Source organism: Halobacteriovorax sp. GFR8 (assembly GCF_050955245.1).
Taxonomy (GTDB): domain Bacteria; phylum Bdellovibrionota; class Bacteriovoracia; order Bacteriovoracales; family Bacteriovoracaceae; genus Halobacteriovorax_A.
This window is the reverse complement of sequence record NZ_JBPBLR010000002.1, coordinates 1,094,327-1,119,272: the sequence shown is the minus strand read 5'-3', so window position 1 is coordinate 1,119,272 and position 24,946 is coordinate 1,094,327. Positions and strand designations below refer to the sequence as shown.

The 24,946-nt window shown below is 38.4% G+C and carries 18 protein-coding genes and 1 pseudogene; 4 read left to right on the top strand and 15 right to left on the bottom strand.

The window, feature by feature from the left end:
• Window positions 1-18 precede the first annotated feature (18 nt).
• From ACRXC1_RS05900 to ACRXC1_RS05890, 3 genes are read right to left on the bottom strand one after another with little or no spacing between them, the layout of a single operon-like run.
• Window positions 19-510: a PaaI family thioesterase gene (locus ACRXC1_RS05900; protein ID WP_392907663.1), complete on the bottom strand. Its 492-nt coding sequence runs from the start codon at window positions 508-510 to the stop codon at window positions 19-21.
• Window positions 510-1,316: a pyrroline-5-carboxylate reductase family protein gene (locus ACRXC1_RS05895; RefSeq protein ID WP_392907661.1), complete on the bottom strand. Its 807-nt coding sequence runs from the start codon at window positions 1,314-1,316 to the stop codon at window positions 510-512. Before ACRXC1_RS05895 ends, ACRXC1_RS05900 begins: the two co-directional genes overlap by 1 nt.
• The gene (locus tag ACRXC1_RS05890; RefSeq protein ID WP_433657252.1) at window positions 1,316-5,422 is read right to left on the bottom strand and encodes a proline dehydrogenase family protein; all 4,107 of its coding nucleotides are present in this window, start codon (window positions 5,420-5,422) and stop codon (window positions 1,316-1,318) included. The genes ACRXC1_RS05895 and ACRXC1_RS05890 overlap by 1 nt, the downstream gene beginning before the upstream one ends.
• Before the next feature lie 179 nt (window positions 5,423-5,601).
• On the opposite strand from ACRXC1_RS05890, the gene ACRXC1_RS05885 reads away from it, so the two are divergent.
• The 3 genes from ACRXC1_RS05885 to ACRXC1_RS05875 all read left to right on the top strand — a co-directional run bounded on the left by ACRXC1_RS05885 (window position 5,602) and on the right by ACRXC1_RS05875 (window position 7,774).
• On the top strand, window positions 5,602-5,961 hold the full coding sequence (locus ACRXC1_RS05885; protein ID WP_392907656.1) for a response regulator: 360 nt from the start codon (window positions 5,602-5,604) through the stop codon (window positions 5,959-5,961).
• Window positions 5,962-7,089, top strand: coding sequence for a hypothetical protein (locus ACRXC1_RS05880; protein WP_433657250.1), 1,128 nt, complete (start codon window positions 5,962-5,964; stop codon window positions 7,087-7,089).
• Window positions 7,090-7,192: 103 nt separating this feature from the next.
• Entirely contained in the window at window positions 7,193-7,774 is a 582-nt protein-coding gene (locus tag ACRXC1_RS05875; RefSeq protein ID WP_433657248.1) for a hypothetical protein, read from the top strand.
• A 290-nt stretch (window positions 7,775-8,064) separates the two neighbouring features.
• Here ACRXC1_RS05875 and ACRXC1_RS05870 read toward each other — a convergent pair whose 3' ends face one another.
• The 5 genes and pseudogenes from ACRXC1_RS05870 to ACRXC1_RS05850 all read right to left on the bottom strand — a co-directional run bounded on the left by ACRXC1_RS05870 (window position 8,065) and on the right by ACRXC1_RS05850 (window position 16,010).
• The gene (locus ACRXC1_RS05870) at window positions 8,065-10,218 is read right to left on the bottom strand and encodes a hypothetical protein (RefSeq protein ID WP_433657246.1); all 2,154 of its coding nucleotides are present in this window, start codon (window positions 10,216-10,218) and stop codon (window positions 8,065-8,067) included.
• Window positions 10,219-10,226: 8 nt separating this feature from the next.
• A complete protein-coding gene (locus ACRXC1_RS05865; RefSeq protein ID WP_433657244.1) occupies window positions 10,227-10,907 on the bottom strand; it encodes a hypothetical protein in 681 nt (226 codons plus the stop codon).
• Between the two features lie 245 nt (window positions 10,908-11,152).
• On the bottom strand, window positions 11,153-13,084 hold the full coding sequence (locus ACRXC1_RS05860; protein WP_433657242.1) for an acetoacetate--CoA ligase: 1,932 nt from the start codon (window positions 13,082-13,084) through the stop codon (window positions 11,153-11,155).
• Window positions 13,085-13,114: 30 nt separating this feature from the next.
• Window positions 13,115-14,557, bottom strand: a pseudogene (locus ACRXC1_RS05855) (FumA C-terminus/TtdB family hydratase beta subunit); the annotation flags it as partial.
• A gap of 400 nt (window positions 14,558-14,957) precedes the next feature.
• Window positions 14,958-16,010: a C1 family peptidase gene (locus ACRXC1_RS05850; RefSeq protein WP_433657240.1), complete on the bottom strand. Its 1,053-nt coding sequence runs from the start codon at window positions 16,008-16,010 to the stop codon at window positions 14,958-14,960.
• A gap of 114 nt (window positions 16,011-16,124) precedes the next feature.
• Between ACRXC1_RS05850 and ACRXC1_RS05845 the strand changes: the two genes are divergently transcribed.
• On the top strand, window positions 16,125-18,170 hold the full coding sequence (locus ACRXC1_RS05845) for an ATP-dependent helicase (protein WP_393061262.1): 2,046 nt from the start codon (window positions 16,125-16,127) through the stop codon (window positions 18,168-18,170).
• Here the strand turns inward: ACRXC1_RS05845 and ACRXC1_RS05840 are convergent.
• The 7 genes from ACRXC1_RS05840 to ACRXC1_RS05810 form a co-directional block, all read right to left on the bottom strand.
• A complete protein-coding gene (locus ACRXC1_RS05840) occupies window positions 18,151-18,489 on the bottom strand; it encodes a hypothetical protein (protein WP_433657237.1) in 339 nt (112 codons plus the stop codon). The two genes, ACRXC1_RS05845 and ACRXC1_RS05840, sit on opposite strands and share 20 nt — an antisense overlap.
• Window positions 18,476-18,757, bottom strand: a complete 282-nt coding sequence (locus ACRXC1_RS05835) for a hypothetical protein (protein ID WP_392907635.1) — start codon at window positions 18,755-18,757, stop codon at window positions 18,476-18,478. Before ACRXC1_RS05835 ends, ACRXC1_RS05840 begins: the two co-directional genes overlap by 14 nt.
• Window positions 18,758-18,842: 85 nt before the next feature.
• A complete protein-coding gene (locus tag ACRXC1_RS05830; protein WP_433657235.1) occupies window positions 18,843-19,658 on the bottom strand; it encodes an enoyl-CoA hydratase-related protein in 816 nt (271 codons plus the stop codon).
• On the bottom strand, window positions 19,658-20,563 hold the full coding sequence (locus tag ACRXC1_RS05825; protein WP_433657233.1) for a hydroxymethylglutaryl-CoA lyase: 906 nt from the start codon (window positions 20,561-20,563) through the stop codon (window positions 19,658-19,660). The genes ACRXC1_RS05830 and ACRXC1_RS05825 overlap by 1 nt, the downstream gene beginning before the upstream one ends.
• A gap of 12 nt (window positions 20,564-20,575) precedes the next feature.
• Entirely contained in the window at window positions 20,576-22,480 is a 1,905-nt protein-coding gene (locus ACRXC1_RS05820; RefSeq protein WP_392907629.1) for an acetyl/propionyl/methylcrotonyl-CoA carboxylase subunit alpha, read from the bottom strand.
• A gap of 5 nt (window positions 22,481-22,485) precedes the next feature.
• Window positions 22,486-23,277, bottom strand: coding sequence for an enoyl-CoA hydratase-related protein (locus tag ACRXC1_RS05815; protein ID WP_392907628.1), 792 nt, complete (start codon window positions 23,275-23,277; stop codon window positions 22,486-22,488).
• 20 nt (window positions 23,278-23,297) lie between these two features.
• The gene (locus ACRXC1_RS05810) at window positions 23,298-24,917 is read right to left on the bottom strand and encodes a carboxyl transferase domain-containing protein (protein WP_433657231.1); all 1,620 of its coding nucleotides are present in this window, start codon (window positions 24,915-24,917) and stop codon (window positions 23,298-23,300) included.
• Window positions 24,918-24,946 lie beyond the last annotated feature (29 nt).

The window sequence follows — 24,946 nt, the reverse complement described above, 5'->3', positions numbered from 1 at the left end:
GGATCGCCTAAGGAGCAATTATTTTCTCTTTAAACTTAAAGTAATCGTAAACTTTGCGACAGGTTCATCCCCTGATACATCTGGGCAAGTTGCAATGATATCCAGTGGAAGATTGTGACGTTCATCACTTGCTAAAACTTTTTCAACAAAAGCATCAATTTCTTTACCTTGAGTACAAGTAAAGACCGTATCACCTTCTGCTCTTTTTAAAAATTCAGCATGAAATTCTTTAAAGGCAAGAGATACCCTCTTTCCTTTATCCATTGTCTTCTTCATTGCTGCAAATCCACCAGCAAGATCAGCACCACAAGCAAGAGCACCAAAGTACATGCTGTTTAGGTGATTTTTAGAGCGACGAGAAAGAGGAATCTTAATGGCCGTTACTTCTTCACTCAATTCTACAACTGTTGGCCTAAGCCAAAAAATCATTGGAACTTTTGTTAGGCCAAAAAGTCTAACGAAAGCAGTATTTCTTAAACCTTCTGGTAATTTATCTAAAACTTTTTTCATTACTTACTTCCTTTTAATTCAAGTGTTCGCTGGTAGGCGCGCTCAATTGCACGATTAAACATCTCCTCCATCCCCGACTCTTTAAAGGATTCAAGGGCCTCATAAGTGACACCGTTTTTTGATGTGACATTATTGCGAAGAGTTTCCGCATCAGAGTTTTGAGACAGCATGCGACCTGCCCCCTCTATTGTACCCGCAACCATTTGATGTGCAAGGGCACCATCAATGCCGCGTGCTTTCATATCTTCAATTAAGATACGTGCAATTTCAAAGAAGTATGCAGGGCCTGAGCCTGAAAAAGGGGTAATTGTATCAATATCGTCTTCATTTTCAAAAACAGTATTGATTCCACTTGTATTAAATGCCTGCCAAAAAGCTCCCCACTTATCCTGATGAACAGTCTTTGTTTTATAAAGAGCATTTACCCCAAGGCCAACTTGGGCCGGAGTATTTGGCATAATTCTAATTATTTGGTCAGTTGATAAGAAGTCAGCTAACGCCTTTGCATCACTTCCCGCAAGAAGTGAAATTATTGTTAAATACGGGTGAGTAAGAAAATCAATTTCTAGCGCAACTTGTTTTAACTGTTGAGGTTTAAAACAGGCCCAGAGGTAATCAATATGAGTATTACGTAATTCTTCGAGATCCTTAACCCAAATCGCACCAAATTCGTCCGCAAAGCTTTTCGCCTTAGCTCCACTAGGAGTAAAAACTAAAAACTCACAATCTTCAGAGTTTCTGATGAAACTAGGGATTAAAGCGCGGGCCATATTGCCCGCTCCTAAGATTAAGTGACGATACTTCATTATGAGTCTAACTCCATTGGTGCTCCGTGCCTCATGATGTTGACAGCGTAGCTTCGTTCACATGAGAACATATGGAAAAGGTCAAAGTAAGACCCACTAATATAGTCTTCAAGTGGAGAGACAAATGTTGTCATAACGAATTGTCCATTCTGATCCCCCACGGCCCCATTGAATTCTTTTATTGATTCAAGATCACCATCACAGATAACTACATCAAAGTTTTCACTTAGAAGAGTATGCATCTTTTCTTTGCTTACGTGGTAGCAGTCGATATTTTTCTTAGAAAAACGGTTTCTCTTTAAAATATCAATTAAGTAATTCCACCAACGATAAGCTTCAGCATTTGAACAAAGGATTGTTACTCCTGTCCCAGTTGTTAAAGACATAAGTACTGCAAAGAAAGTTTGCATATTAATTTCTTCATTTAAGCTTAAATAAAGCGCACGGTCTTTATTGCAATCAAAAACAGAGTAATTTATTTGTCCTGGGATATAGCGATTATCACGTCCTTTATTTAAGAATTCTAGATAATCAACCTCAAGCCATTTCTTCAAGTCCTTAAGAGCATGTCTCTGCTCTCCGAAAGTTCCCGGAAATAAAGGACCGAAGTTACTGATAATCTCATCCAGTGCAGACAGCATTTTCTCACGTCTTACAAAGTGATCAGAAGAAGAACTACGAGAAACGACTGGCTCATAATCACTTCCAACATCAAATTTTGAAGACTTAAGATCTTGCGAACTATTACGAACAAAGAGACTTCTTAGGTAGTCAGCACCACCGGCCTTAGGCCCTGTACCAGACATTTTAAATCCACCAAAAGGTTCGATAGCTACACGAGCACCAGTGATTGGACGATTGATATAATTATTTCCAATATACATCTCTTTCGTTAAAAAATCGATATCATCTTGAGATTGAGAGAATACCCCTCCAGTTAATCCGTACTCAACACTATTAAAAATATTCAACGCATCTTCATAGTCATCATAAGCAACGATATGAATAACAGGAGCAAAGAGTTCGCGCGAAGCATAACTTTCTTTCTCTAAAGCACGTGACTTTGGCAGTTCAATAATTGTAGGTCCTACACAGTAACCAGGAAGGTTTTCCTCTGAGCGGTTAACGTGTACAACTCCTCCGTATTTTTTAGCTTCTTCACTGGCCTCTTTTACTTGAGCAATTAAGCGATCTTTCTCTTCTTGACTAACAAGAGGATTGATAAAACTAGCAAAGTCTGTTGCTGGCCCAACATAGATATCATTAGCGGCCTGCTTAAGACGAGCAACTAACTTATCCTTCACTTCTTTGTGCACAAGAACACGAGAAGCGGCAGAACACTTCTGTCCGGCGTGAGCAAAAGCAGAATAAAGAATTCCAGAAACTGTCTCATCAAGCTCAGCATTATTTGTTACGATAACAGCGTTCTTGCCACCCATTTCGGTGATGACACGAACTGGATAACTCTTAGCAGTGTTGCGATTTTTATAAAGTCTTTTGGCACAAGTTTTTGCGATATGAACACCAACAGGTTTAGAACCAGTAAAGATAACACCAGCAATACGCTGATCCTCAATAAGCTTTTGTCCAACCGTCTCACCAACACCAGGAAGGTGAATTAAGGCATCTTTAGGTACACCTGCCTCATGGAATAAGTTAACTAATTCACAAGTAATAAGAGGTGTTTGCTCAGCAGGCTTTAAGATAACAGTAGAGCCTGTTAAAAGAGCTGATGCCGTCATCCCACATGGGATTGCAAGTGGGAAGTTCCATGGTGCGATGATAGCAAATGGGCCACGGGCCTTGTATTCTTCGTTATCACCTACTTCTGCTAATTTTCTGATATAGAAATTTAAGAAATCAATTGCTTCATCTACGTCAGCTAGAGCTTCGCCAATGGCCTTTCCTGACTCGTGCATAATAAGTGCAGAATAGTAATTACGGCGAAGGTACATAATCTCAGCAGCACGTGCCATAACAGCAGCTCTTTCTTGCCAAGCAGACTTAGACCACTCACCTTCATAGAAAGACTTATCAATTGCCGCAATAGCTTTTTCAGTATCATCTAAATTAGCAAAAGTTATTTTACCAACAACACTCTTTCCATCAGAAGGAGAAAGAACTGATTCAGAATCTCCTGTTAGAGAAAAGTCTGTTGCATAATCTTTTCCTGATTCAAATTTTTCAAATTCACTTCTAAAGTACTTAAGCTCTTTTTCAAGGTAAGTTTTTAGTGGTGGACAGTTACTAAATTGTCCATGAACTTGAGTTAACGTCGAGTCTAAATTTAGAAGACCTTCACTTTGGTGTTTTTCAAAAATCTCATTTGGGGCCATAAGTTTTGCATTCTTCTTATGGCTTCTCATGATTGTTAGGACACCAACTTGAGAAGAGTTTTCCATGATACGACGAACAAGGTAGGCCATCCCTACAATCAGAGAACCAATTGGAACGTAATTTCTTACGGCCCATCCCATCTTGGCCATCGCAGTCGACAGGGCTTCATAAGTCATATGCAGACATTGGTGCTCAATCTCATCAATGTCGTTGAATTTCATCTCTCTTAGTGCTTCAGCGTAAGCATGATCTGCAAAGTTATGAGAAGCAATACAAAGCTTGATATGTGGAAATGCTTTATACATTTCATAGATCATTTGTCTGAAGTTGATATCTGTTTCTTCTTTATTTAAGAATTCAGGAGCATTGTGACCATGGGCCTCGGCCTCAACAGTCTCAGCATCCCAATAAGCACCCTTAACAAGACGAATTGGCATAATCATGCCACGCTCTTTTGCTAACTCGACAACATCTTGAAGGTGATCGTAACAGTCACGTAGATAAGCTTGAACAACAATACCTGTATCCGCATAATCTTTTAGTTCTTCGGTTTCAAGAAGGGCCTTCTTATAGATTTCAAAAACGATATCACGGTAGTGGTAATGTTCAGCATCGATATTAATAAAGACTTGCTGCTCTTTTGCTGTCTTTAGGATTTTAATAAGTCTAGGAGAAACTAGCTTATAAGTATAATCAAATGCCTCAGGTTTAAAGTCAGAACAAAGGGCCGAAACTTTGATTGAAACGTGAGCTCTTAAAATCCCCGCTTTATTACGACTTCCAGGAGTAATGTGCATACTAAAACCATTAACTAGTTTTAGAACTTCATTCATATAATTATCAGCTTCAGACTCAGAGACAACTAACTCTCCAAGTTGATCAAGAGTAACATCCCTTCCAGTATTAAAGATTGCTGCAAAATTCTTTTGAGCACTTTCAATTGTTTCACCGGCAATAAATCTCTTTGCCATGAAGCGAACTTTAAAACGAACAATATTAGCAAGGGCCTTAGCAGGGAAAATACGTACAATTAAAAGAACAAAGTAAAAGAGAACAACTAACTGCGGTGGCAGAGGTTGACGATCCCCTTTTAGATCAAGTCTTTTTGCTTTTTTCGAATCGAGAATAAGTCGTCTTAGCGACTCTCTCAAAATTCGCTTAACTTCCTTTCCCTCTTTATCGTGATCAAGAGATGGTAAGATAGCTAAGAATTTTAATAAGTGGATTCTTAGAAGTGCATAATTTGCAGTAAGACCTAGAGCAAAGTCAGAGATCTTCTCAAAGAAGACTGGTTTATAATCATTAAGAAACATAAGTAGCTTCTTTGTGATTGTATCAGACATTTCACTTACAGATTGATCTTCGATCTCATCAAGTTTCTTAAGTCCATAGCGATGACTAATGATATTACTTACACCAGGAAAATCTGCAATTTTAACACTCATAACATTTGTTACATGTGCTTTGAATTTCTTATAGTCTTCGCTTTCTTCTCCAACATAGTTATCAAGAAGAAAAATTTCATTGGCCATTTTTATATTACAAAGGCGTAGTACTTTTTCGTCTTTATCAATTCCTAATAAAAACTGAACACCTTCGAGACCTATTTGAAATTTGAATGAAGAATCAAACTCCGTCCAAAATAGTAAATCTTTTTTAATAGACTCTTTAATTTGTGAACCATCAAATAAAAGAGATTCAAAATGATCATAATAGTCTAAGCGAAATGAATCATTTAATTGTGTGCTTTTAACCACAGGTAACTTCACATTAACTCCAATTAAAGTATGTTTCTCAACGAAAAGTTGATTTCTTTTGTCATTTAATTATCAGCGGGTATAATAAACTAAAGTGAAGGTTTAAAAAACAAAATTCACACATCTAACTCATAGCAATAAATTACTAAAAATTACTTTTGATATTAGTTAAGTTTTGAGAAAATATACTTATGAATGAAGAGATCCTATTTATCGATGACGATGAGAATATTGCAGAGCTCTTTGCTCTTACCCTAAGCCAAGAAGGCCATGAAACATTGGCCCTGAGCGGTGAAGTTGACGTGGAGCACTACTTCGACAATATCAGCGATAATCTCAAGGTGGTCATTGCCGATAAGAATATGCCGGTTATCAATGGTGCGGAGGTTGTGCGTCGATTTGAGAGTAGCTCTAAAGCTGGTACATTGAAATATATCATCATCTCCGGTGACGAAGAGCTGGACAATGAGGAACTTCAAGACAAGGTGCACTTCATTAAAAAGCCTTTTAAAAAAGAAACTCTCTTTTCAGTGATTGAGGACATTATTTAAATGCGCTTATTGGTTTGTCTATTTATATCACTCCTAGCAGTCAAAGTTCAGGCCATCACTTATACGATGGATGATCTTCGTGTGCTCTATAAAGACAAATCTCACCGTGAATATATGAAGCACTTCTTAGATGTAAGGCCTTCTCAAAGAGACTTTGAGTGGAAGAAAATGACACGAGAGATGGCAACATCATATGTCGAAGATCTTATAAAGAAGAACGAGATCAATAAGGGCCAGTTCACAAGAATTACAAAATTTATTGAAAACAAGAACCTTAAGGCCTATGCCTTTTTCACTCTTGCCTATTCTAAGTACGCTAGACTTTACTTCCAAAAGTGCACTAACTGCCAAAAAGATTTAGATACCTATATTTCTCATTCGGCCCGCTACCCTGATATCGACTTTGATATCTATAAGGTCCTAGCAGCGCCACTGCAGAGCAAGTATGACAATCTGGTCAAGGCTCCTTTAAAAAGTAATGATTCAATCTACTACTGTCGCGAAGAACAGGGCCAGAAGGCCTTCTTACAAATTATTGTCAAAGAGATTTCTCGCACAGATTCAAAGGCTTCAATCATCAACAAGGCCAAAGATATCTTTAATCCAGATTGCCTAAATGGTTTTGCCAAGGCCGACCTCGAATCACTTCTTAGGCCAAGTAATTATAATAGCGAGATCATTTTCCTTACATTTAATGCTTTTGATAAGATTGATGAGCAAATGAAATCAGTTTTTCTAACGAATTACCTTTTGACTAATCCAATCCCAGGGCCTGTGATGAATATGGCCTGGAACAAGATGGAAGAGTTATCGGCCAATTATGACAGCAGAAAGAAAGTACTCGATGATCTTCTTAAGTATCATCCTCTAAGAGGAGAGATCTTTCATCGTCGAAATGGTAAGGCCAGCACAAAAACGAAGGTTATTATCAAAAGATTTGCTAAGAATTTCCCAGAATATATCGAAAATTACGCTCAAACTTGCCTCAACTTCTACAATGGTAAAAAGAAGTTTCCACGCGGTAATCCGGCCCGCTATTGTGATGATTTCATGGCAGAGGACGTTGCTGGCCAGTGGTTAAGCGATGAAATTCGTCTGCGCTACTCAGGCGCTAAGAAAATCAAGTAGTTATATCCAGTACATTATACAACTCGCCGCACAAAGCCTTGCCTGTTAAGCGTAACTATGGGAGGATGCCCGTATCAACAAATAATATTAGGGAATTAGGGAAATGAAAAAAACAATACTAGCACTACTATTTGCTCTGCCAGTGTTTGCAAATACTGGAGATCAAGATCAAGAACCTACACCAAAGCCTTGTCTTGAGTTAACTCAGGAAAAGTTAATTGGCCTAGAAAGTAAGCCGGAAAATGAGTTAGTATTTATCTCTAATAAATGTTCTTATGCTGACTTTTCTAAAGAGCTAAAAGAAGGGCTACAAAAAGCAATTCTTGATGCAGATGACAGCAGACTTCAACTACTTTTAAAAGACGAAAAGATCAATGTTATCATGGACACACTTGCCACAGATCATGTTGGCTCAACTCGTTTTTCATATGAAGACACAAAGAAGATTGAAGACTTCTACTCTTCAACAAAGGCCGACTCTCTAAAACAATCAGGAAACCTAGAGTCTTTCAGAGAAGAGCAATCTGATGATTTCTACTTAGTGCTATTTTTTAATGCTGAAAAAGATCGCCTTATTGTTATCTACAAAAGACTTACAGAAGCTCCAGTTAAGCCAGTGCCGACAGAGCCTTCTGGGCCAAATGATGGTTCATCAGACGATCTTCCTTCTGAAGAAGTTCAATAAATCAAAAGGCCCTTGAAGTCATTTTCAAGGGCGCAAAATCACTTAATATACATTGAATGCAATCAAGATCGATGCTAAAATTACAAGCAGGTGGGCGGCCTGCTTGCAAAATCCAGCGATTTTGCTTTCTTTTTTACTCATACGCATTCCTTTGCCTAAGAGGTTAGCTCGGGACAAGATTGTCCTGAGCAAGTATGAGCTCAAAAGTTTTTGAATCCTAAATTTCTATCATTTAAATGAAAAGCGAATTGCTTCTCTTCTTGCATCTATTTCTAAAATAGAAAACCAATTTATAGAATTAAAAATTTCTTGGCATAAAGACTCGCGGCCAAGTCAGCATTTTTACGATTGCGATTTTCGACACGGTAGCCAATGAAAACTCGCTTTCCACCTTGGAAGCGATAAGCAGGACTAAGCCTTACAAACTTATCCATATCACCTTTATAAACAATAAATTCTTCACCAGGCTTTAAGTCTTTGGCATTAATAAGAAGTGAGCCTAAATCAATACTCTCAGCACTCCAAGATACCTTAATCTTCTTAACATCACCTTTTTCACTAGCAATACCTCTGCCCTTTTCATCTTTTTCATAGGCAAGGCCATTGAACATTTTTGAAATCTCAGATGCATCTGGGTGATTAGTAATCGAAGCTGGTAGCGTTGCTCCAGAACTTTGAAGATTATTTAAATCAATATTTGGTGCTGAACGCCCAGTGATATCAACTACTGTTGCCTTCGCTTCAGGTTGCGTAAACGTTGAACTTCCTGTTGAAGATGATCCAGCACCACCTGTGGCAAAATTTGATCCGCCACCCGATCCTGTGCTAGCAACATTTGCAATAGGATAATTTCCTGGACCGTTTGGGCCTCTACCTTTTCTTCCTCTTTGGATTGGTTCTAAAGTTTCAGCGTCATAGCGTTGGTACTTATCTTGATTCTCACGCGCTAATTTTTCTCTTTCTCTTTTCAATCTCTTTTGTTGTTGTGATAGAGCATCAGCAAGACTACTTCCAGCTTGTCTTAGTGTCTTAATAGTCTCAACAATCTGCTTCGTATTTCTTGAAACATTACGATTACTTCTTGCTCGAGTCCCCATTCTTAGACCACTTCTACCAGATGCCATTTGTACAGAAGCAGAACTAATACCATCACTTACACTTACAGACTCCACTGCTTGTTTTGTCGGTGGCTGCTGAGAAGGTCCAGTCATTTTGGCTGCGATTGGAGAACCAGCAGAGGAATCATTTTGAGATGGAGTTTGTGCCACTTTTTCATTCTTTTCTGGGCCACCAATGTCAAGGGCCTCACCATCTTTACTGGCAAAGAATTGCGAAACAAGTGAACCCTTCTTCATCGAGCTAGACTCAATCTTTGCAAGTTCAATTCTTTCTTCTAATTCATTATAATCATCTTCATGCAGATGACTCCTAAAGAAGGCAATATCATCTTCATTTAACTCACCTGATTTGAAATCTTTTAATAATTGGTTTCCTATTGCTTCTTTCAAAAATTTACAATCCGGAGTCTCAGAATTTTCAATGCAATTTGCTTTTTTAAATTCAGCTAGTGCCTTATTGTTGTCAACATGACATCCATGTATTGAATAAGGAGCTTCGTCCATGCAGATTTTCCCACAAGTTGGATCAACATCACCTTCAAGAGAATTATGAGCAGCTTTTAAAGCTGATAAGATATTTTTTGAGATGTCGACTCTTTTCGGTCGATCTTTTATTTTACAAAAGTAATTAAAATTATCAATATCTGGAGTACTAGTTAAATCAAAGTCAAATTTATCAAATTCAGGTTCTGATAGAGACTCTCCTTTACAAAAACCAATAACCTCATTTTCAAACTTCTTACAAGCTTGATCTAGCTCTTCTTGCTGAAGCTTACCTACAGATGCTGTATTACCTAGTGATGATTGACATATATTTGTTCGAAATTTATTAAGGGTGTTGATACTTGTATTAGTAGAATTAAAAATTTCATTATAATCATTTCCGATCTCCGTACCTAAATCCTTCCCAAGATATTCAGGAAATAGCTCATCAATCATTGTCTGATCACAGCTTCTTGAGAGGGTATCATTAAGCACACAGTTTAGCGTCAAGTCAGTGTTTTCACTATTCGAAATAATTTGAGCGATTTCAAAAATAGCACCTTTTAGCTGTTTCCCACTTTTTTGACGAAATGCCTTTCGACTTTGCTCAAAATCTGTTTTCTCATCATTAGAAATGCATTCACAATATGTATCAGAATTAGCATCGAAGCCAAGCTTTTCAATACATTTTTTTCCTACATTAACCCTTGTTCCGCGATTCATTTTTGAAGCAATTTCTTCAATTGTATCACCACCATTAAAGATTGTAGCTATCCCCATACGACATTGTGCATTCGCAGAAAAAGATATTTGAATAAGTAGAAAATAAAATATAGCTCTCAAGCTGTTCCTTAATTCACATTAATTGGCATATCAGGATCTTCTTTTTTAATCTCTTCAATTGACTTTACAGGAAATAAATTAAAACGTTTTCCTGACCTAAGGCGTCTCATTACAGCAGCATATTCTCTCGCACGTTTAGAGTTTGGATAATTCTTTTCAAGATAGGCGAAAACATGAAAAATTGGTCCTTCTACTATCTTCCCTTCTCTATTAATTCGAATATAAGCATTAGGGTCAACTCCACCAAATTGAGACTTCATTACTGTTCCCAAATAGCTTGAATAATTTCCGTCCTTACTAGTATCATCGAAGAAGTTCTCACGGAACGCCCAGCAATCCATTGTTAAGACATACTTGTAGAAAAACTCTCTATGCCCTCCAGGATAAGTCTTATCAATATTTTCCATTATCGAATTATAGGTCGGCATTATCTTATTTGCAGTAGCGTAAGCATCACAAACACCCTTCACACTAGGTTGCATAATTTCTTTCATATTTGCGGGCCAGTCTTTTGGATAATTTGGATTTGCGCCGTACGATCTAACATTGGCAATTTTACGAATATTCTCTTCGTTTACAGAATCCAGAGTTTCGAGAGTCCCCTTCACACAATTAACACCATCAGAAGCAAAACTATGGCCGTTTTGCACTAACAATAATAATAAAAATGGTAAAATCAACTTCCTCATAAACTAATCCTTTGTGAACTAATCGGAAGCAAAATAATTGACTTTAGGGATTAATTCACAAACTTATGCATAATTTCAACAACTTACTTGAGTAAACCAATTCACTAAGTACTTAAAAACACATTAGTACCAGAGAGAACGCCTCAGCTAATATTATAATTGAGTTGAAAAATAAGACCAAAGCTGGGCCTTAAGCACTTGATTGCTTATTAAGTGGGCCCCTATAAAAGTTGGCAAATTAGAAATTATAGATTTTCGAAATACACCAGTGTCTCAGGGTTTGCCACGGCCTGAACATTATCCAGAGCACGGCCATTGATTAGACGGCTTACGGCCATCTCCATCTTCTTACCTGAGCGAGTATATGGAATACCCTTTACTTGAATCACACGTCTTGGCATATGCCTCGGCGTTGTATTTTCACGAATACGAGATTTTATAAGTTTAATATCTTCTTTTGATATCTCACGCCCATCCTTTGTGACAACGAAGAGCCAGACTTCCACATCACCATCGACATTCTTTCCTACGCAAACGGAGTCTTCAATAAAATCGATCGTCTCAGTTTGGCGATAGATTTCGGCCGTACCAATTCGGACACCACCAGGATTTAGAGTAGCATCAGAGCGGCCAAGAACCATTGCTCCACCACCCTCAGTGATCTTGATAAAGTCACCGTGGTGCCATACTCCTTTAAACTCCGAGAAGTATGCCTTATTGATACGCTCACCATCATCATCGTTTAAAAAGTATATTGGGCGCGAAGGGAAACTTTGAAGACAAACTAACTCACCCTCTTCACCTGTATCAACTTTCTTTCCACTTGAATCAAAGCAAGTTACATCCATCCCAAGGCCCGCACATTGCAGCTCACCTCTAAAGACAGGAAGGATTGGGTTTCCTAGAAAGAAACAACCAATAATGTCAGTTCCACCAGAGATACTTGAAAGCTGAATATCTTTTTTGAATTTCGAATAAACATAGTCAAATTGTTCAGGAAGCAGAGGTGCTCCTGTTGAAAGAATCGTTTCAAGAGACGACATGTCATACTTAGAAAGGTCGATATTTGAATCTTCTAAGGCCTTTAAGAATTTTGGACTCGTTCCAAAAATATTAAGCTGTTCTTTCTCAATAAGAGAAACAAAATCGCCAAATGTTGGATAACCCGGTGAGCCCTCATAGAGAACAACAGTTGATCCAAAGTATAAAGATGAAACAAGCCAGTTCCACATCATCCAACCACAAGTAGTGAAGAAGAAAATTGATTTGTCTTCTTTAAGGTCTGAGTGAAGGCCAAGCTCTTTAATATGATTAACAAGAGTTCCACCGATACTATGAACAATACACTTAGGTTTTCCAGTTGTTCCAGACGAATACATAATATAAAGAGGATCGGCAAAGTCACACTCTGTATACTCGATCTCTTTATCGACTGGTTTTACAACATCACTCCAGCTAACTCCCTTGTGAACAGAGCTTGCATCAAGCCCCTCACCTTTGAAATCAACAACGATGACTTTCTCAATAGAATCAACCGCCTCAACAACAGCATTAATCTTATCTGTTAAATCAAAGTACTTACCACCGTACTCATAACCGTTAACGGTAACAAGGACTTTTGGTTTTGATTGACCAAAGCGATCAATGACACCTTCAATACCGAAATCACATGACGTCGATGTAAAGACTCCACCAAGAGAAGTTGTTGCAAGCATTGAAACAACTGTTTCAGCAATATTAGGCATATAGCCAGCGAGAACATCGCCCTTTGAAATATGAGGAGCGAGAACTTCTTGAAGGCCCGCAACCGTATTTCTTAAGTCTTTATATGATATTTTTTGAGTTTGGCCGTTTTCTCTTACGCTATTTAAAGCGATGGATACATCACGGCCATTTTTTAAAAGGTTCTTTGCGAAGTTTAATTTTACCTTTGGAAACCATCCATAAGTATCAAAGCTTAGGTCTGTGCATACTGGTTCTAAATCGCCAGTATAATCAACGTCAAAGAACTTAACGAGTTCTTTCCAAAAGCTTTTTGGATTATCCACCGAGTATTTATGTAGCGAGTGATAAGACTTACAATCAAGTCCTTGGGACTTATTAATTTGTCTTATAAACTCCATCATATTTGATGACTGAATTCGCTCACTACTCGGCGTATATAAAATTTTATTCACTTCTTCTAACCTCAAAATGCTTAGTTAAAACTAAACTAGTCCCTTTAGGATTTCAGCACTCTCCGCTTCCACTTTGGAGTGCAGAGAATTTCCATGAGCATCCATTGTCACAACAACAGGAAATTCATCAACAGTTAATTCCCAGATTGCTTCAGGTGAACCAAGGTCACGCCAATAAACATTGTCTACAGACTTAATTTTCTCAGCTAAAACCTGGGCAGCACCACCGATACCGTGGAAGTAAACACATCCATACTCACGACATCCGTCAAGAGTCTTTTGTCCCATTCCACCTTTACCGATAACACCAAGGATACCGTGGTCACGCATGACTTCCCACTGGTATGGTTCTTCACGAATTGAAGTTGTCGGTCCTGCGGCCTTAACTTCATAAGTCCCGTCTTCTTTTTCAAGAACAACAGGTCCACAGTGATAGATAATTTGATTATTTAAATCAACTGGTGGGTTTGTCCCTTCGTGAAGACGTTTGTGAACGGCATCGCGTCCTGTAAACATCTTCCCAGAGATTAAAACCATATCTCCTACTTTAAGTTCTCTTATTTGTTCTTTTGTAAATGGATAGTCTAAACGTTTCATATACGCCTCTTAGTATAGCCAGTTTTTAATTTGGTTATTAGGTTTAAGTGCAACCCCTTGTCTTCTAAATGCCCAACACATATAAGACACAGAAACAAAGAATGATGCCGGTAAACGGTTAAGGTCAGTAACTTTACAACCTAGAAGAGTTGTCTTACCACCAAATCCCATTGGCCCAATACCAAGCTTATTTGCAGTTTCAACAATATCAGCTTCAAGAGCAGCAAGTTCTGGTTTTGCATTTGTATCATCTAACTTTCTTAAGAATTGATCCTTAGCTGCAACATGTCCTGTACCGCGATCTCCACCAATACATACACCTAGAACACCTGGACCACATCCCTTACCTTGTGCTTTTTGAACACAATCAAGGATTGCTTTTCTTACACCATCAAGGTCACGTCCTGCGTTTAGCTCTGTATTTGGAAGAGAGTATTGAGCACCTACGTTTTCACATCCCCCACCCTTAAGCATAAGCTTAACTTCTAGATTCTTAGACTTGTGTTGCTCAAATTTGATTACTGGGTGTCCACCACCTACATTCATACAGTCGTTCTTACCAGTTAGTGAATCAACTGAGTTCTGTCTTAGGTAACCAATCTTTGTCGCTTCTAGGACGGCCTTTTCACAAACCTTTCTAAATGCAGCTTGGTCAAAATCTCTTGGGTGATAAACTTTAAATACGATAGTTCCAGTATCTTGGCAAAGTGGCTGAGACTTCTGCTCTGCCATCTTGATATTTGCTTGAATAATATTCATTGCGTATTCAGCAGTTGTATTCTTCTCTTCTCTGTGAAGGGCCTCTAGAACTACTTTCTGAATATCGTCTGGAAGAACTGTTGAAGTTACTCTGATTAGCTCTAGAAGAGAGTCAAAAAGATCCTTTGAAGGATTTGCTTTTTTTACAACTTTCTTCTTAGTCGCTTTCTTCGTAACTTTCTTAGCTACTTTTTTCTTAGTTGCTTTCTTCGTAACTTTTTTTGCTACTTTTTTCTTAGCCGCTTTCTTTGCGACTTTCTTAGCAACCTTTTTCTTAGTTGCTTTCTTTGCTACTTTCTTAGCAACTTTTTTCTTAGTCGCTTTTTTTGCAACTTTCTTCTTTGCTACTTTCTTAGCAACCTTTTTCTTAGTCGCTTTCTTCGCTACTTTTTTAGCCACTTTTTTCTTAGTTGCTTTCTTTGTTGCTTTTTTTGCTACTTTTTTCTTAGTTACTTTCTTTGTCGCTTTTTTAGCAACTTTTTTCTTTGCTACTTTCTTCTTGGCCATGGCCATCTCCTTAATCTATATAGAAAAAATTTCCAAAATCATGTGCATATTTCTGAGTAATCATTCCATAACCAGGATAGCTTACTCCATCTAGTTTAAATCTTTTTCCAAAGCCTTTAACACCCCAAGAGTTCTTAAAGTAATAAACACCTTTGTACTCAAACTCCTGCCAAGAACCGTCTTCCATCTGCATTCTCGTCTTAACGATAACATCATCATCGTAGCCAACAAGAATCATCGAATGGCCACCACCATTGGTTCTTGAAATACGGCGATCACGAGTTCCAACTTCAGGATAACCAACAATACCGGCATACCACTTTGACTTATCTCGCTCTTGAATTTCATATGTTTCAGTTTTCTTAGAATTCCACGAACCATAGTATAACTTAGTCCCTAGAATAACTGACTTTCCATCACTTAACCATTTCTTAATTCTGGATAAGTCTTTCGACATGTATGACTTCTTTCTTGAGTAGAGGTCACCAACAAGAGTATCCCTTAAATAAATTGCCTCTTTTCTAATAGGGATAAAGTCAGGATCGATTTGCGCAATATCATAATCGGCCATTTCAAATAAACGAGGATCTCGTTGGCCCAGTAGACATGACTTTAAATACTTTGGTAGCGCAACTAAGTGACCACAGGCCTGTTTGGCCATTGTAATCTCGGGATAGTCTTCATCAAGAGATGGCCACTTCTTACGAGAGTAAGGCCATGTCTTCTCGTGAACAACTCCCCAATCAAGAATGGCGCGCATATTCTTAGAAGTTGTCGAGCCTTCCCAGCTCTTATCCTTCATGATGAGATATTCCATCCACTGCTCTGATAAATCGAGCTCAACAGGAAGAAATCCGTGTTTACGAATGAGTAAGTGCTCAACAATTCCAATTGCACTAAACATTGTGCATGTACCGCGAGAGCCTTGAGATTTAACGGAAGTCTGATGGCCAATTAATGCATGGATATCGCTTCGACTTGGAAGCTCTGATGCTTGGGTATATAGCGCACCCAGTAGAATTATTAAATTCAATAAAATCGATCGTAGTTGTGTTGTGTTCATACATGAAATTCTGACTCTTTAGCTCGGTTTTATCAAGATGCAATGCATTTAAAAAAGTAGGTCAGAATTGATAAAGCGATTGCCTAATCGACTCTCTGGAGGCACATTATAAGCATGATTTCATTGGCAGGATTAAACGACAAACAACGCGAGGCGGCTGAGACCATCGAAGGCCCAGTACTGATTTTAGCAGGTGCTGGAAGTGGTAAAACACGTACTATCACGTACCGTATTGCGCATATGGTAGATAACCTGCATATTCCAGGTAAGCAAATCCTGGCCGTATCATTTACAAATAAGGCCGCAAAAGAGATGAAGGAAAGGGTCCACGGTCTCCTTGGGAAGAATAAGTCTCGAGGAATGACACTAGCGACATTTCACTCTCTCGGTCTAAAAATTCTTAAGAAAGAAATTACTCATCTTGGTTATCATAAAAATTTCTCGATTTATGATCAAACAGATCAGATGAGTATCATTCGTGAAGGGCTTAGGCTTTATCACGATAATAAAGGCTCTTTTAAAAAAGAAGTTATTCAGTCGAAGATTGGTAAGTTAAAAAATGAAGGAATCACACCTGAAGACTTTGCAGACTCACCTTTCTTTGATGGTGAGGATCCTTACGATCACGCAGTCAATTTTCTATATGAGTACTATCAAGAGAAGCTTAAGTTTTATAATGCCATCGATTTTGATGATATTCTTCTACTTACTGTAAAACTATTTGATGACAATCCTGAGATCGCTCTCGAGTATTCAAATGGCTTTAAGTACATCATGGTTGATGAGTATCAGGATACAAACCCGCTTCAATTTAGGCTTATTCGTCACTTAACTTGTGCACACGATAACCTATGTGTTGTTGGTGATGATGATCAGGCCATTTACTCATTTAGAGGCGCAGATATCTCAAATATTATTGGTTTTGAGAGAGACTATTCAAGAGCTAAGATTATTAAACTTGAGCAAAACTATCGTTCAGTTTCTCCAATCCTAAAACTTGCTAACGCTGTTATTCAAGAAAATACAGACAGACGAGATAAGACACTTTGGTCAGATAAGCCTAGTGATCACAAACCAATTCTTTGGGAGCTCGAAGATACTGATCATGAAGCAGAAATCATTGTTGAGGATATCATCTCCCACCAATCAAAAGGTGGGCACCTTGGTGATATTGCAATTCTTTACCGCTCAAATACACAAGCTGCTCCAATAGAAGAACAGTTAAGACTTTCACAAGTTCCTTATACAATCATTGGTGGTCAGAAATTTTACGAAAAGAAAGAAGTAAAAGATATCATGGCCTACCTTTCAGTAATTAAGAACCCGGCCGACCAGATGGCGCTTCGAAGAATTCTAAATGTTCCAAATCGCGGAATTGGGATGAAGACGCTAGAGAAGTTTCTTGAAGAAAGTGAGGCCCATCAAATTGATCTCTTTAGTGCGATGAAAGGTGCTCCAGAGCTTGCAGGGCCAAGAGCTGAGAAGATATCGGCATTTGTTCAATTGATCGAAACGGCAAAAGGATATTTCGAGAGACAGCCCCTAGGTCAAGCGATTACAAGTCTTACTGAGGATCTAAAGTATTTTGAGTATATTGATAAATGCTATGATCAAGTTAAACAGGCCTCAAGAAGAAAAGATGATATTCACTTCTTTATTGAGTCAGCGGCCCGTTTCACAGAGAATTTTAAGGAACAAGCAACCCTAAATAAGTTCATGGAAAAACTCATGTTACAGGACTCTCAAGATTCAAAAGATGATGAAGAGGACGATGATGTGAGAAAGAATGAAGTAACATTAATGACACTTCACTCGTCAAAAGGCCTTGAGTTTAAACAAGTTTATATGGTTGGTGTTGAAGAAGAAATCCTTCCTCACAAAAGAACAATTGTTAACGGTGAAGGCGACGCTGAAGAGCGTAGACTTTGTTACGTTGGAATTACACGTGCTCAAGAAAAGTTAATTATGACAGTTTGTAAGCAGAGAAAAATCTATGGAAATATGCTTGCACGTCACCACTCACGCTTTCTATGTACAGATAAAGCGAAGAGCTTCTTTGTCAAACAAGATCGCCAGAATTTTGGTCACCTTGAGTCACAAGAAGAAGTAGACGCTTATAAGAAAGACTTCTTTTCAGGCCTTATGAATCTTCTAGATTAAAATCAATGATAACTGTATTTGAAGAGTAACCAGGGATAAGGCTAATCAGGGCCTCAAAGAACCCCTGTTTGATTGTGACTCGCATTTTACTAACCATGCGGCAGTCATAACTTCTTTGTCTAAAGATATCTCGAATTCTTCTTTCTTCAATTCCAAAACCAGAAATATTTTTTGAGACCTGATACTCAAGTTTCTCTTCAGAGTTTGCCCATACGCCGTTCTTTGAAGCACAGAATTGACTATTAAGCTTCACACCACTTGAGGCGCAAGAGGTTAAAAGCAGTACCAAAGGAAGAATGATAAGCTTAATAAACTTCATACTCATTCTCTCCTATGTCCGTTGCGGCCTTTACTTCAATTTGTTTTTTTGAGAAAAGACCGAAGCTTAAAAATTTTATAAACTGATCTAATGGTGATTCTATTTCTTGTATTTCAATTCGAGAGACATATTCACTTCGACGGCGAAAAAAGTCGTTTCCTAATTTCACATGATGTTGTTTTGGAAGTGTTCCATAGAACATATTTTGGATTTCATGGTTAGCTTTTAGTGTAATGGCCTCTCGGTTAGCATGTTTTGAAATATGCAATATTCTCTCACCCTCTCCACTATAGAGAGTGTTTGAACAAGACGTGAGAAAAGAAACCAAAAAGGCCAAGACGATAAGCTTAATACTAATTTCCTTTAAAATCTGGATTTCTCTTTTCTTTTAGGGCCGAAAGACCTTCAAAGTGGTCATTTGTTCTTTGCGCAATCCCTTGATAAGCACTCATAAGATTTAAGTGAGACTCAAGATCATCATGGGCAGCACGTTTCATCGCAGTCTTTGTTAATTGAACTGCAACTGGAGCATTAGCAGAGATCTCATTTGCAAACGCAGTAACGGCAAGTTCAAGGTCTTCACCTGTTACAATATTATTAACGAGGCCCATCTGCATTGCCTCTTTTGCCGTATAGATTCGGCCTGTTAAGTACATCTCCATTGCTTTAGTGTAACCAACTTTTCTTGTAAGAAAGTAAGGGCCACCATCACCAGGAACAAGTGAAAGCTTACAGAACGTTTCTCCAAATTTAGCATCATCACTTGCCACTGCAAGATCACACATTGCCACAAGATCACAACCTGCCCCGATAGCACCACCATGAACCATAGCAATAATAGGCTTTTGAAGTCTCTCAATAACTCTTGGAATATTTTGAATTCCTTTTGAGTAACGATTTCTTAATTCAAATGATTCTCCAGCAAACATTCCCTTGCGAGCAACCATTGCCTTGATATCGCCTCCAGCACAGAAGTTATCTCCCTCGCCTTTTAAGACAATCACACGAATATCAGGGTCACCATCAGCAAATGTTAGAACTTCAGTAAGTGAAGCGATCATTTTATTTGTGATAGCATTGGCCATCTTTGTATTATCAAGACTTACCCAAAGGGCAGCATCTTTCTTTTCAATTTTTAAATGTTCAAATTCGTAGGCGTAAATAGACATTACTTTCTTCCTTTGTAAGCTTGAAAAAACTTAGACGGTGCAGAGTGACCAATTTTAGAAATGATAAATGAACTAGCATCATGAAGTTTATCCATATCCACACCAGTTTCATAACCTAATTTATGTAAGAGATTAACAACATCATCAGTTGCAACATTACCACTTGCCCCTTTGGCATATGGACAACCACCTAGGCCTGCTGCAGATGAATCGAAAACTTCGATTCCTTCTTCAAGAGAGGCATAGATATTTGCTAATGCCATCCCTTCAGTATCGTGAAAATGCATGGCCATTTGTTTTAAGTCAAAATGCTTAGCGATGAGTTTTGTTATTCGTTTTACCTGGGCAGGATTAGCAACACCAATCGTGTCACCTAAAGAGATCTCATAACATCCAAGGTCCAATAACCTTTGAATACCATCAAGAATGGCCTTATCATCAATATCTTTTTCATAAGGACAACCAAAGACAGTTGAGAGATAACCTCTCACTTTCATACCATCATCAAGAGCGGCCTTGGCCACTTCGACTTGTCTTGCATGGGCCTCTTCAATTGTTGCATTGATATTCTTTTGATTAAATGTATTAGACGTTGCTGTAAACATGCTAATTTCTTTAACACCAAGTCCATTTGCGACTTCGAGACCTTTAAGGTTAGGAACTAAACAAGGAGTTGCAATCCCTTTTCCCTCAGTGATCTTTAGAACTTGAGGATAGAGATCCGCAGCATCTTTCATTTGAGGAATTTTATCTGGACGAACAAAGCTTGTTACTTCAATCGTTGATAAACCTGTTTCACTAAGAAGCCTGATAAACTCAAGCTTATCTGCAGTGGCCACAAAATTCTTTTCATTTTGTAATCCATCACGAGGTCCTACTTCAACAATCTTAATTTTCTTAGTCATAGTTAATCCGAGTTAGTTTAATTCTACGAGGTCAACTCCACCATCAATTGTTTGGCCTTCTTGAACAAGTATAGCATCAATCTTTCCATCACGAGATGCCTTTACTGTATGTTCCATTTTCATGGCCTCCATAACAATAAGAGCGTCACCAATCTTTACTTCTTGTCCTAGCTCAACATGAACCTTAAGAATCTTCCCAGGCATTGGGGAACTCATCTCATGGGCCTCTCCAGTTGCAGATCCAGAACGTTTTGCAATATTTCTTTTAATTTCAACACGCTTACTATTTACAATATAAGCGTCTTTTTGAGTTAAAATATGAAATGGCACTTCATTAATCCAAAGTGCATCCTCTTCAATATCCACAGCACTCGTAAAGCCTTCAAAGCGAACAACTAAAGTACTTACTCCAGAGAACTTGAAGAATGCTTCAAAAGTATTATCTCCAAACTCATAAACTCTCTTCTCTCCAGCATCTCCACTCATTCTAAATGAATCAAAAAGAATATCATCTTTTAAGAAATCATGAGCAAGTGCCGCAGCGATTTCCTCCGCATAGACTTCAGCAGGAGCAAGATCTTCTTCATAAGTTTTTACAAAGTGAGTATATGTGTTTCCTGCTAAGAATGCTTCATGCTTTAAGATTCTTACAAGGTAATCATTATTAGTCGTTAGACCTTCAAATGGTAGATGATTTAGACCCGCAATCATTGTCCCAACAGCTTCGTTTCGTTCTGCTCCCCAAGTGATAACCTTTGCAATCATAGGATCAAAATTAACAGTTATTGAATTTCCGTTCTTATAACCAGTATCGAGACGTACACCATCAATAGCGTCTCCAATATATTCAAGACGGCCAATTGCAGGCATAAAATCATTGTCAGGATCTTCGGCATAAATACGACATTCAATAGCGTGTCCTACTTGCTTAATATCATCTTGAGTAAAGTCAAATCTTTCACCACTAGCGGCCATAAGTTGTAATTCAACGAGATCATAGCCTGTAACCATTTCTGTTACTGGGTGCTCAACTTGAAGTCTTGTATTCATTTCTAGGAAGTAAAAATCTTCTCCATCAAGAATTAACTCAACAGTACCTGCACCGTGATAATTAATTGCAGTAGTGATCTTTACAGCAGCATCAGTCATGCGCTTTCTTAATTCATCACTTAATGCCATTGAAGGAGTCTCTTCAATAATTTTCTGGTGACGTCTTTGGATCGAGCACTCTCTTTCAAAGAAGTGAAAGTGATTGCCATGAGTATCACTCATCACCTGAATTTCAATATGGCGAGGACTTGTGATAAATTTTTCAATAAGTACGATATCAGACCCAAAAGAGCTTAATGCTTCACGCTTACAACTTTCGAGTTCAGCTAGAAAGTCTTTCGAATCATTAACAACTCTCATCCCCTTTCCACCACCACCGGCAGATGCTTTAATAAGAACAGGGTATCCCATCTTATCAGCTTCAGCTTTAAGAAACTCAGGATCTTGATTTTCTCCATTATATCCAGGAATAACAGGGACACCAATTTCGATCATCTTATCTTTTGATCCCTTCTTATCACCCATTAGAACGATATGTTCAGGTGTTGGACCTATAAAGATGAGTCCTGCGTCTGTTACCTTCTGAGAGAAAGTAGCATTTTCCGAAAGGAATCCATAACCAGGGTGAATTGCATCACACCCACTATCTTTAGCGATCTGAATAATCTTATCCATATTTAAATAAGTTTCACTAAGAAGTTTCCCTTCTAAGTAATATGATTCATCAGCGAACTCTCTTTGAGGAAGATTTCTTTCTTCAAAAGTGTAAAGAGTTACAGTTTTTATACCAAGGTTGCGACAAGTTTTAATAACTCTTAGTGCAATCTCTGCGCGGTTGGCGATTAATACTTTTTCAATCTTCTTCATATTATTTATTTCCAGTTAGGTTTTCTTTTTTCAAGTAATGCAGTCATTCCTTCCTGACCTTCATCAGAAATTCTTTGTTTTGCAATTACTTCACAAGTGTAATTCATCGTCTCTTCATCATTTCCAAGACGCTCTTTCACACCAAAAATAAGTTTCTTTGCAACTCTTTGTGCATTTGGGGCAACCTTGATTAACTCTTTGGCCATACTAACGATATCGGCATCGTAGTAGCGATCAAGTGATACCTTATGAATCAGGCCAATCTCTAGAGCACGTTTCCCATCAAATCTTTCACCAGTTAGGAAGAGGTGGCGAGCATTTGACTCTCCGATTTTTGCCATCACAAATGGAGAGATAACAGCAGGAACTAGTCCTAAATTAACTTCAGTTAATCCAAATTTCGCACTTTCACTTGCAATGACAAAGTCACAACAAGCAACAAGTCCAACTCCACCGCCTAGGGCAGCACCGTTTACTCGACCAATCACTGGCTTAGAAAGATTATTAATTGCATGGAATAACCCTGCTAACTTTTTCGAGTCAGCAATATTCTCCTCCATCGAGTAATCTTTCATTTTCTTCATCCAATTAAGATCCGCTCCTGCACAGAATGACTTTCCAGCACCGGTAAGAATCACAACGCGTACGCTATCATCGTTTTCAAGTGCTAAAAACTCTTCTGTAAGTGCTGCAATCATTTCATCATTGAACGCATTATGTACTTCAGGGCGATTAAGTGTAATAAAACAAATCCCACTCTCTTCACCTGTTCTTATCTCTTTTGTAAATCCTGTCATAAAAAATCCTTTCTTATTAATTACATTCTAAAGACACCAAACTTTGTCTCTTCAATAGGTGCTTGCTTACTTGCTTTTAGAGCTGCACCTAAGATGTCACGAGTCTTGTGTGGCTCGATAACACCATCATCCCATAGTCTGGCCGTTGAGTAATATGCACTACCTTCATTTTCGTACTTATCTAAGATCGGTTGCTTAAACTTCGCTTCTTCATCAGCACTCATTGGCTTTTCACCTTTGGCCTTTAGTCCATCTTGACGAACAGTAGCGAGTACTCCAGCAGCTTGCTCTCCACCCATTACCGAGATACGAGCATTAGGCCACATCCATAAGAAACGAGGAGAATAAGCACGTCCACACATACCGTAATTTCCAGCTCCAAATGAGCCACCAATCACAACAGTAAATTTAGGAACATTTACAGTTGATACGGCCGTAACCATTTTAGCACCATGCTTGGCAATCCCTTCTGCTTCATATTTTGAACCAACCATAAAACCTGTAATATTCTGTAGGAAAACAAGAGGAATATTTCTTTGACCACAAAGTTGAATAAAGTGAGAGCCTTTAATGGCAGACTCAGAAAATAGAATACCGTTATTAGCAACAATCCCTACTCTTTCTCCACAAATTTTTGCAAACCCACAAACAAGAGTCGGACCGTACTTTTCTTTAAATTCATGAAAGCGTGACCCATCAACTAGACAAGCGATGATCTCACGAATATCAAATGGCTTCTTTGTATCGCGAGGTAAGATTCCGTAGATATCTTCTGCATCATGCTTTGGCATCTCAAAGTTAAAGTCGTCTTCATTTTGCACAAAGTTTGTATTCTCAACGATTGATCTCGTAATAGCTAGAGCATCTTCTTCATCTTCTGCAAAGTGATCTGCTACACCTGATTCACTCGTGTGAACTTTTGCCCCACCTAAAGTTTGAGCATCAACTTCTTCTCCAGTTGCTGCTTTTACTAACGGTGGGCCACCTAAGAAGATCGTTCCATTATCTTTTACGATGATTGATTCATCGGCCATGGCAGGAACATACGCCCCACCAGCAGTACATGAACCTAGAACAACCGCAATCTGTGGAATCCCTTGAGCAGACATTTGCGCCTGATTAAAAAAGATTCTTCCAAAGTGTTCTTTATCTGGGAATACCTCATCTTGCATTGGCAGAAAGGCTCCTCCGGAGTCAACAAGATAAATACAAGGCAGACGGTTCTCGCGTGCGATCTCTTGCGCTCTTAAGTGTTTCTTAACAGTCATAGGAAAATAAGTTCCACCCTTAACTGTGGCGTCGTTTGCAACAAACATACACCATACACCGTGGACTTTACCGATACCTGTTACGATACCAGCACTTGGAATATCCATGCCGTACATACCATTAGCAGCTAATGAAGATAATTCAATAAATGGAGATCCTGCATCGAGAATCTTATCAATACGCTCACGTGGAAGTAACTTTCCACGAGAATGGTGACGAGAAACAGATTTTTCTCCTCCACCCATATGAGCATGTTTAACTTTGTTTCTTAATTCTTCTACATTTGAAAAATGAAAATTGAAATTTTCTCTAAAGTCGTCACTAGAGCGATCAACTTTAGAAACGATAGGTAGCGTCCCTGAAATTGTCATAGAAATTGCCTCAAATTTTTGTAATAAAA

Bases quoted from the DNA above. Each gene is read 5' to 3' on its own strand.
- ACRXC1_RS05825 (WP_433657233.1), bottom strand. From the start codon at position 20,563: ATGACTAAGAAAATTAAGATTGTTGAAGTAGGACCTCGTGATGGATTA.
- ACRXC1_RS05875 (WP_433657248.1), top strand. From the start codon at position 7,193: ATGAAAAAAACAATACTAGCACTACTATTTGCTCTGCCAGTGTTTGCA.
- ACRXC1_RS05820 (WP_392907629.1), bottom strand. From the start codon at position 22,480: ATGAAGAAGATTGAAAAAGTATTAATCGCCAACCGCGCAGAGATTGCA.
- ACRXC1_RS05810 (WP_433657231.1), bottom strand. From the start codon at position 24,917: ATGACAATTTCAGGGACGCTACCTATCGTTTCTAAAGTTGATCGCTCT.
- ACRXC1_RS05850 (WP_433657240.1), bottom strand. From the start codon at position 16,010: ATGAACACAACACAACTACGATCGATTTTATTGAATTTAATAATTCTA.
- ACRXC1_RS05885 (WP_392907656.1), top strand. From the start codon at position 5,602: ATGAATGAAGAGATCCTATTTATCGATGACGATGAGAATATTGCAGAG.
- ACRXC1_RS05900 (WP_392907663.1), bottom strand. From the start codon at position 510: ATGAAAAAAGTTTTAGATAAATTACCAGAAGGTTTAAGAAATACTGCT.
- ACRXC1_RS05880 (WP_433657250.1), top strand. From the start codon at position 5,962: ATGCGCTTATTGGTTTGTCTATTTATATCACTCCTAGCAGTCAAAGTT.
- ACRXC1_RS05830 (WP_433657235.1), bottom strand. From the start codon at position 19,658: ATGTCTATTTACGCCTACGAATTTGAACATTTAAAAATTGAAAAGAAA.
- ACRXC1_RS05840 (WP_433657237.1), bottom strand. From the start codon at position 18,489: ATGAAGTTTATTAAGCTTATCATTCTTCCTTTGGTACTGCTTTTAACC.
- ACRXC1_RS05895 (WP_392907661.1), bottom strand. From the start codon at position 1,316: ATGAAGTATCGTCACTTAATCTTAGGAGCGGGCAATATGGCCCGCGCT.
- ACRXC1_RS05865 (WP_433657244.1), bottom strand. From the start codon at position 10,907: ATGAGGAAGTTGATTTTACCATTTTTATTATTATTGTTAGTGCAAAAC.
- ACRXC1_RS05815 (WP_392907628.1), bottom strand. From the start codon at position 23,277: ATGACAGGATTTACAAAAGAGATAAGAACAGGTGAAGAGAGTGGGATT.
- ACRXC1_RS05845 (WP_393061262.1), top strand. From the start codon at position 16,125: ATGATTTCATTGGCAGGATTAAACGACAAACAACGCGAGGCGGCTGAG.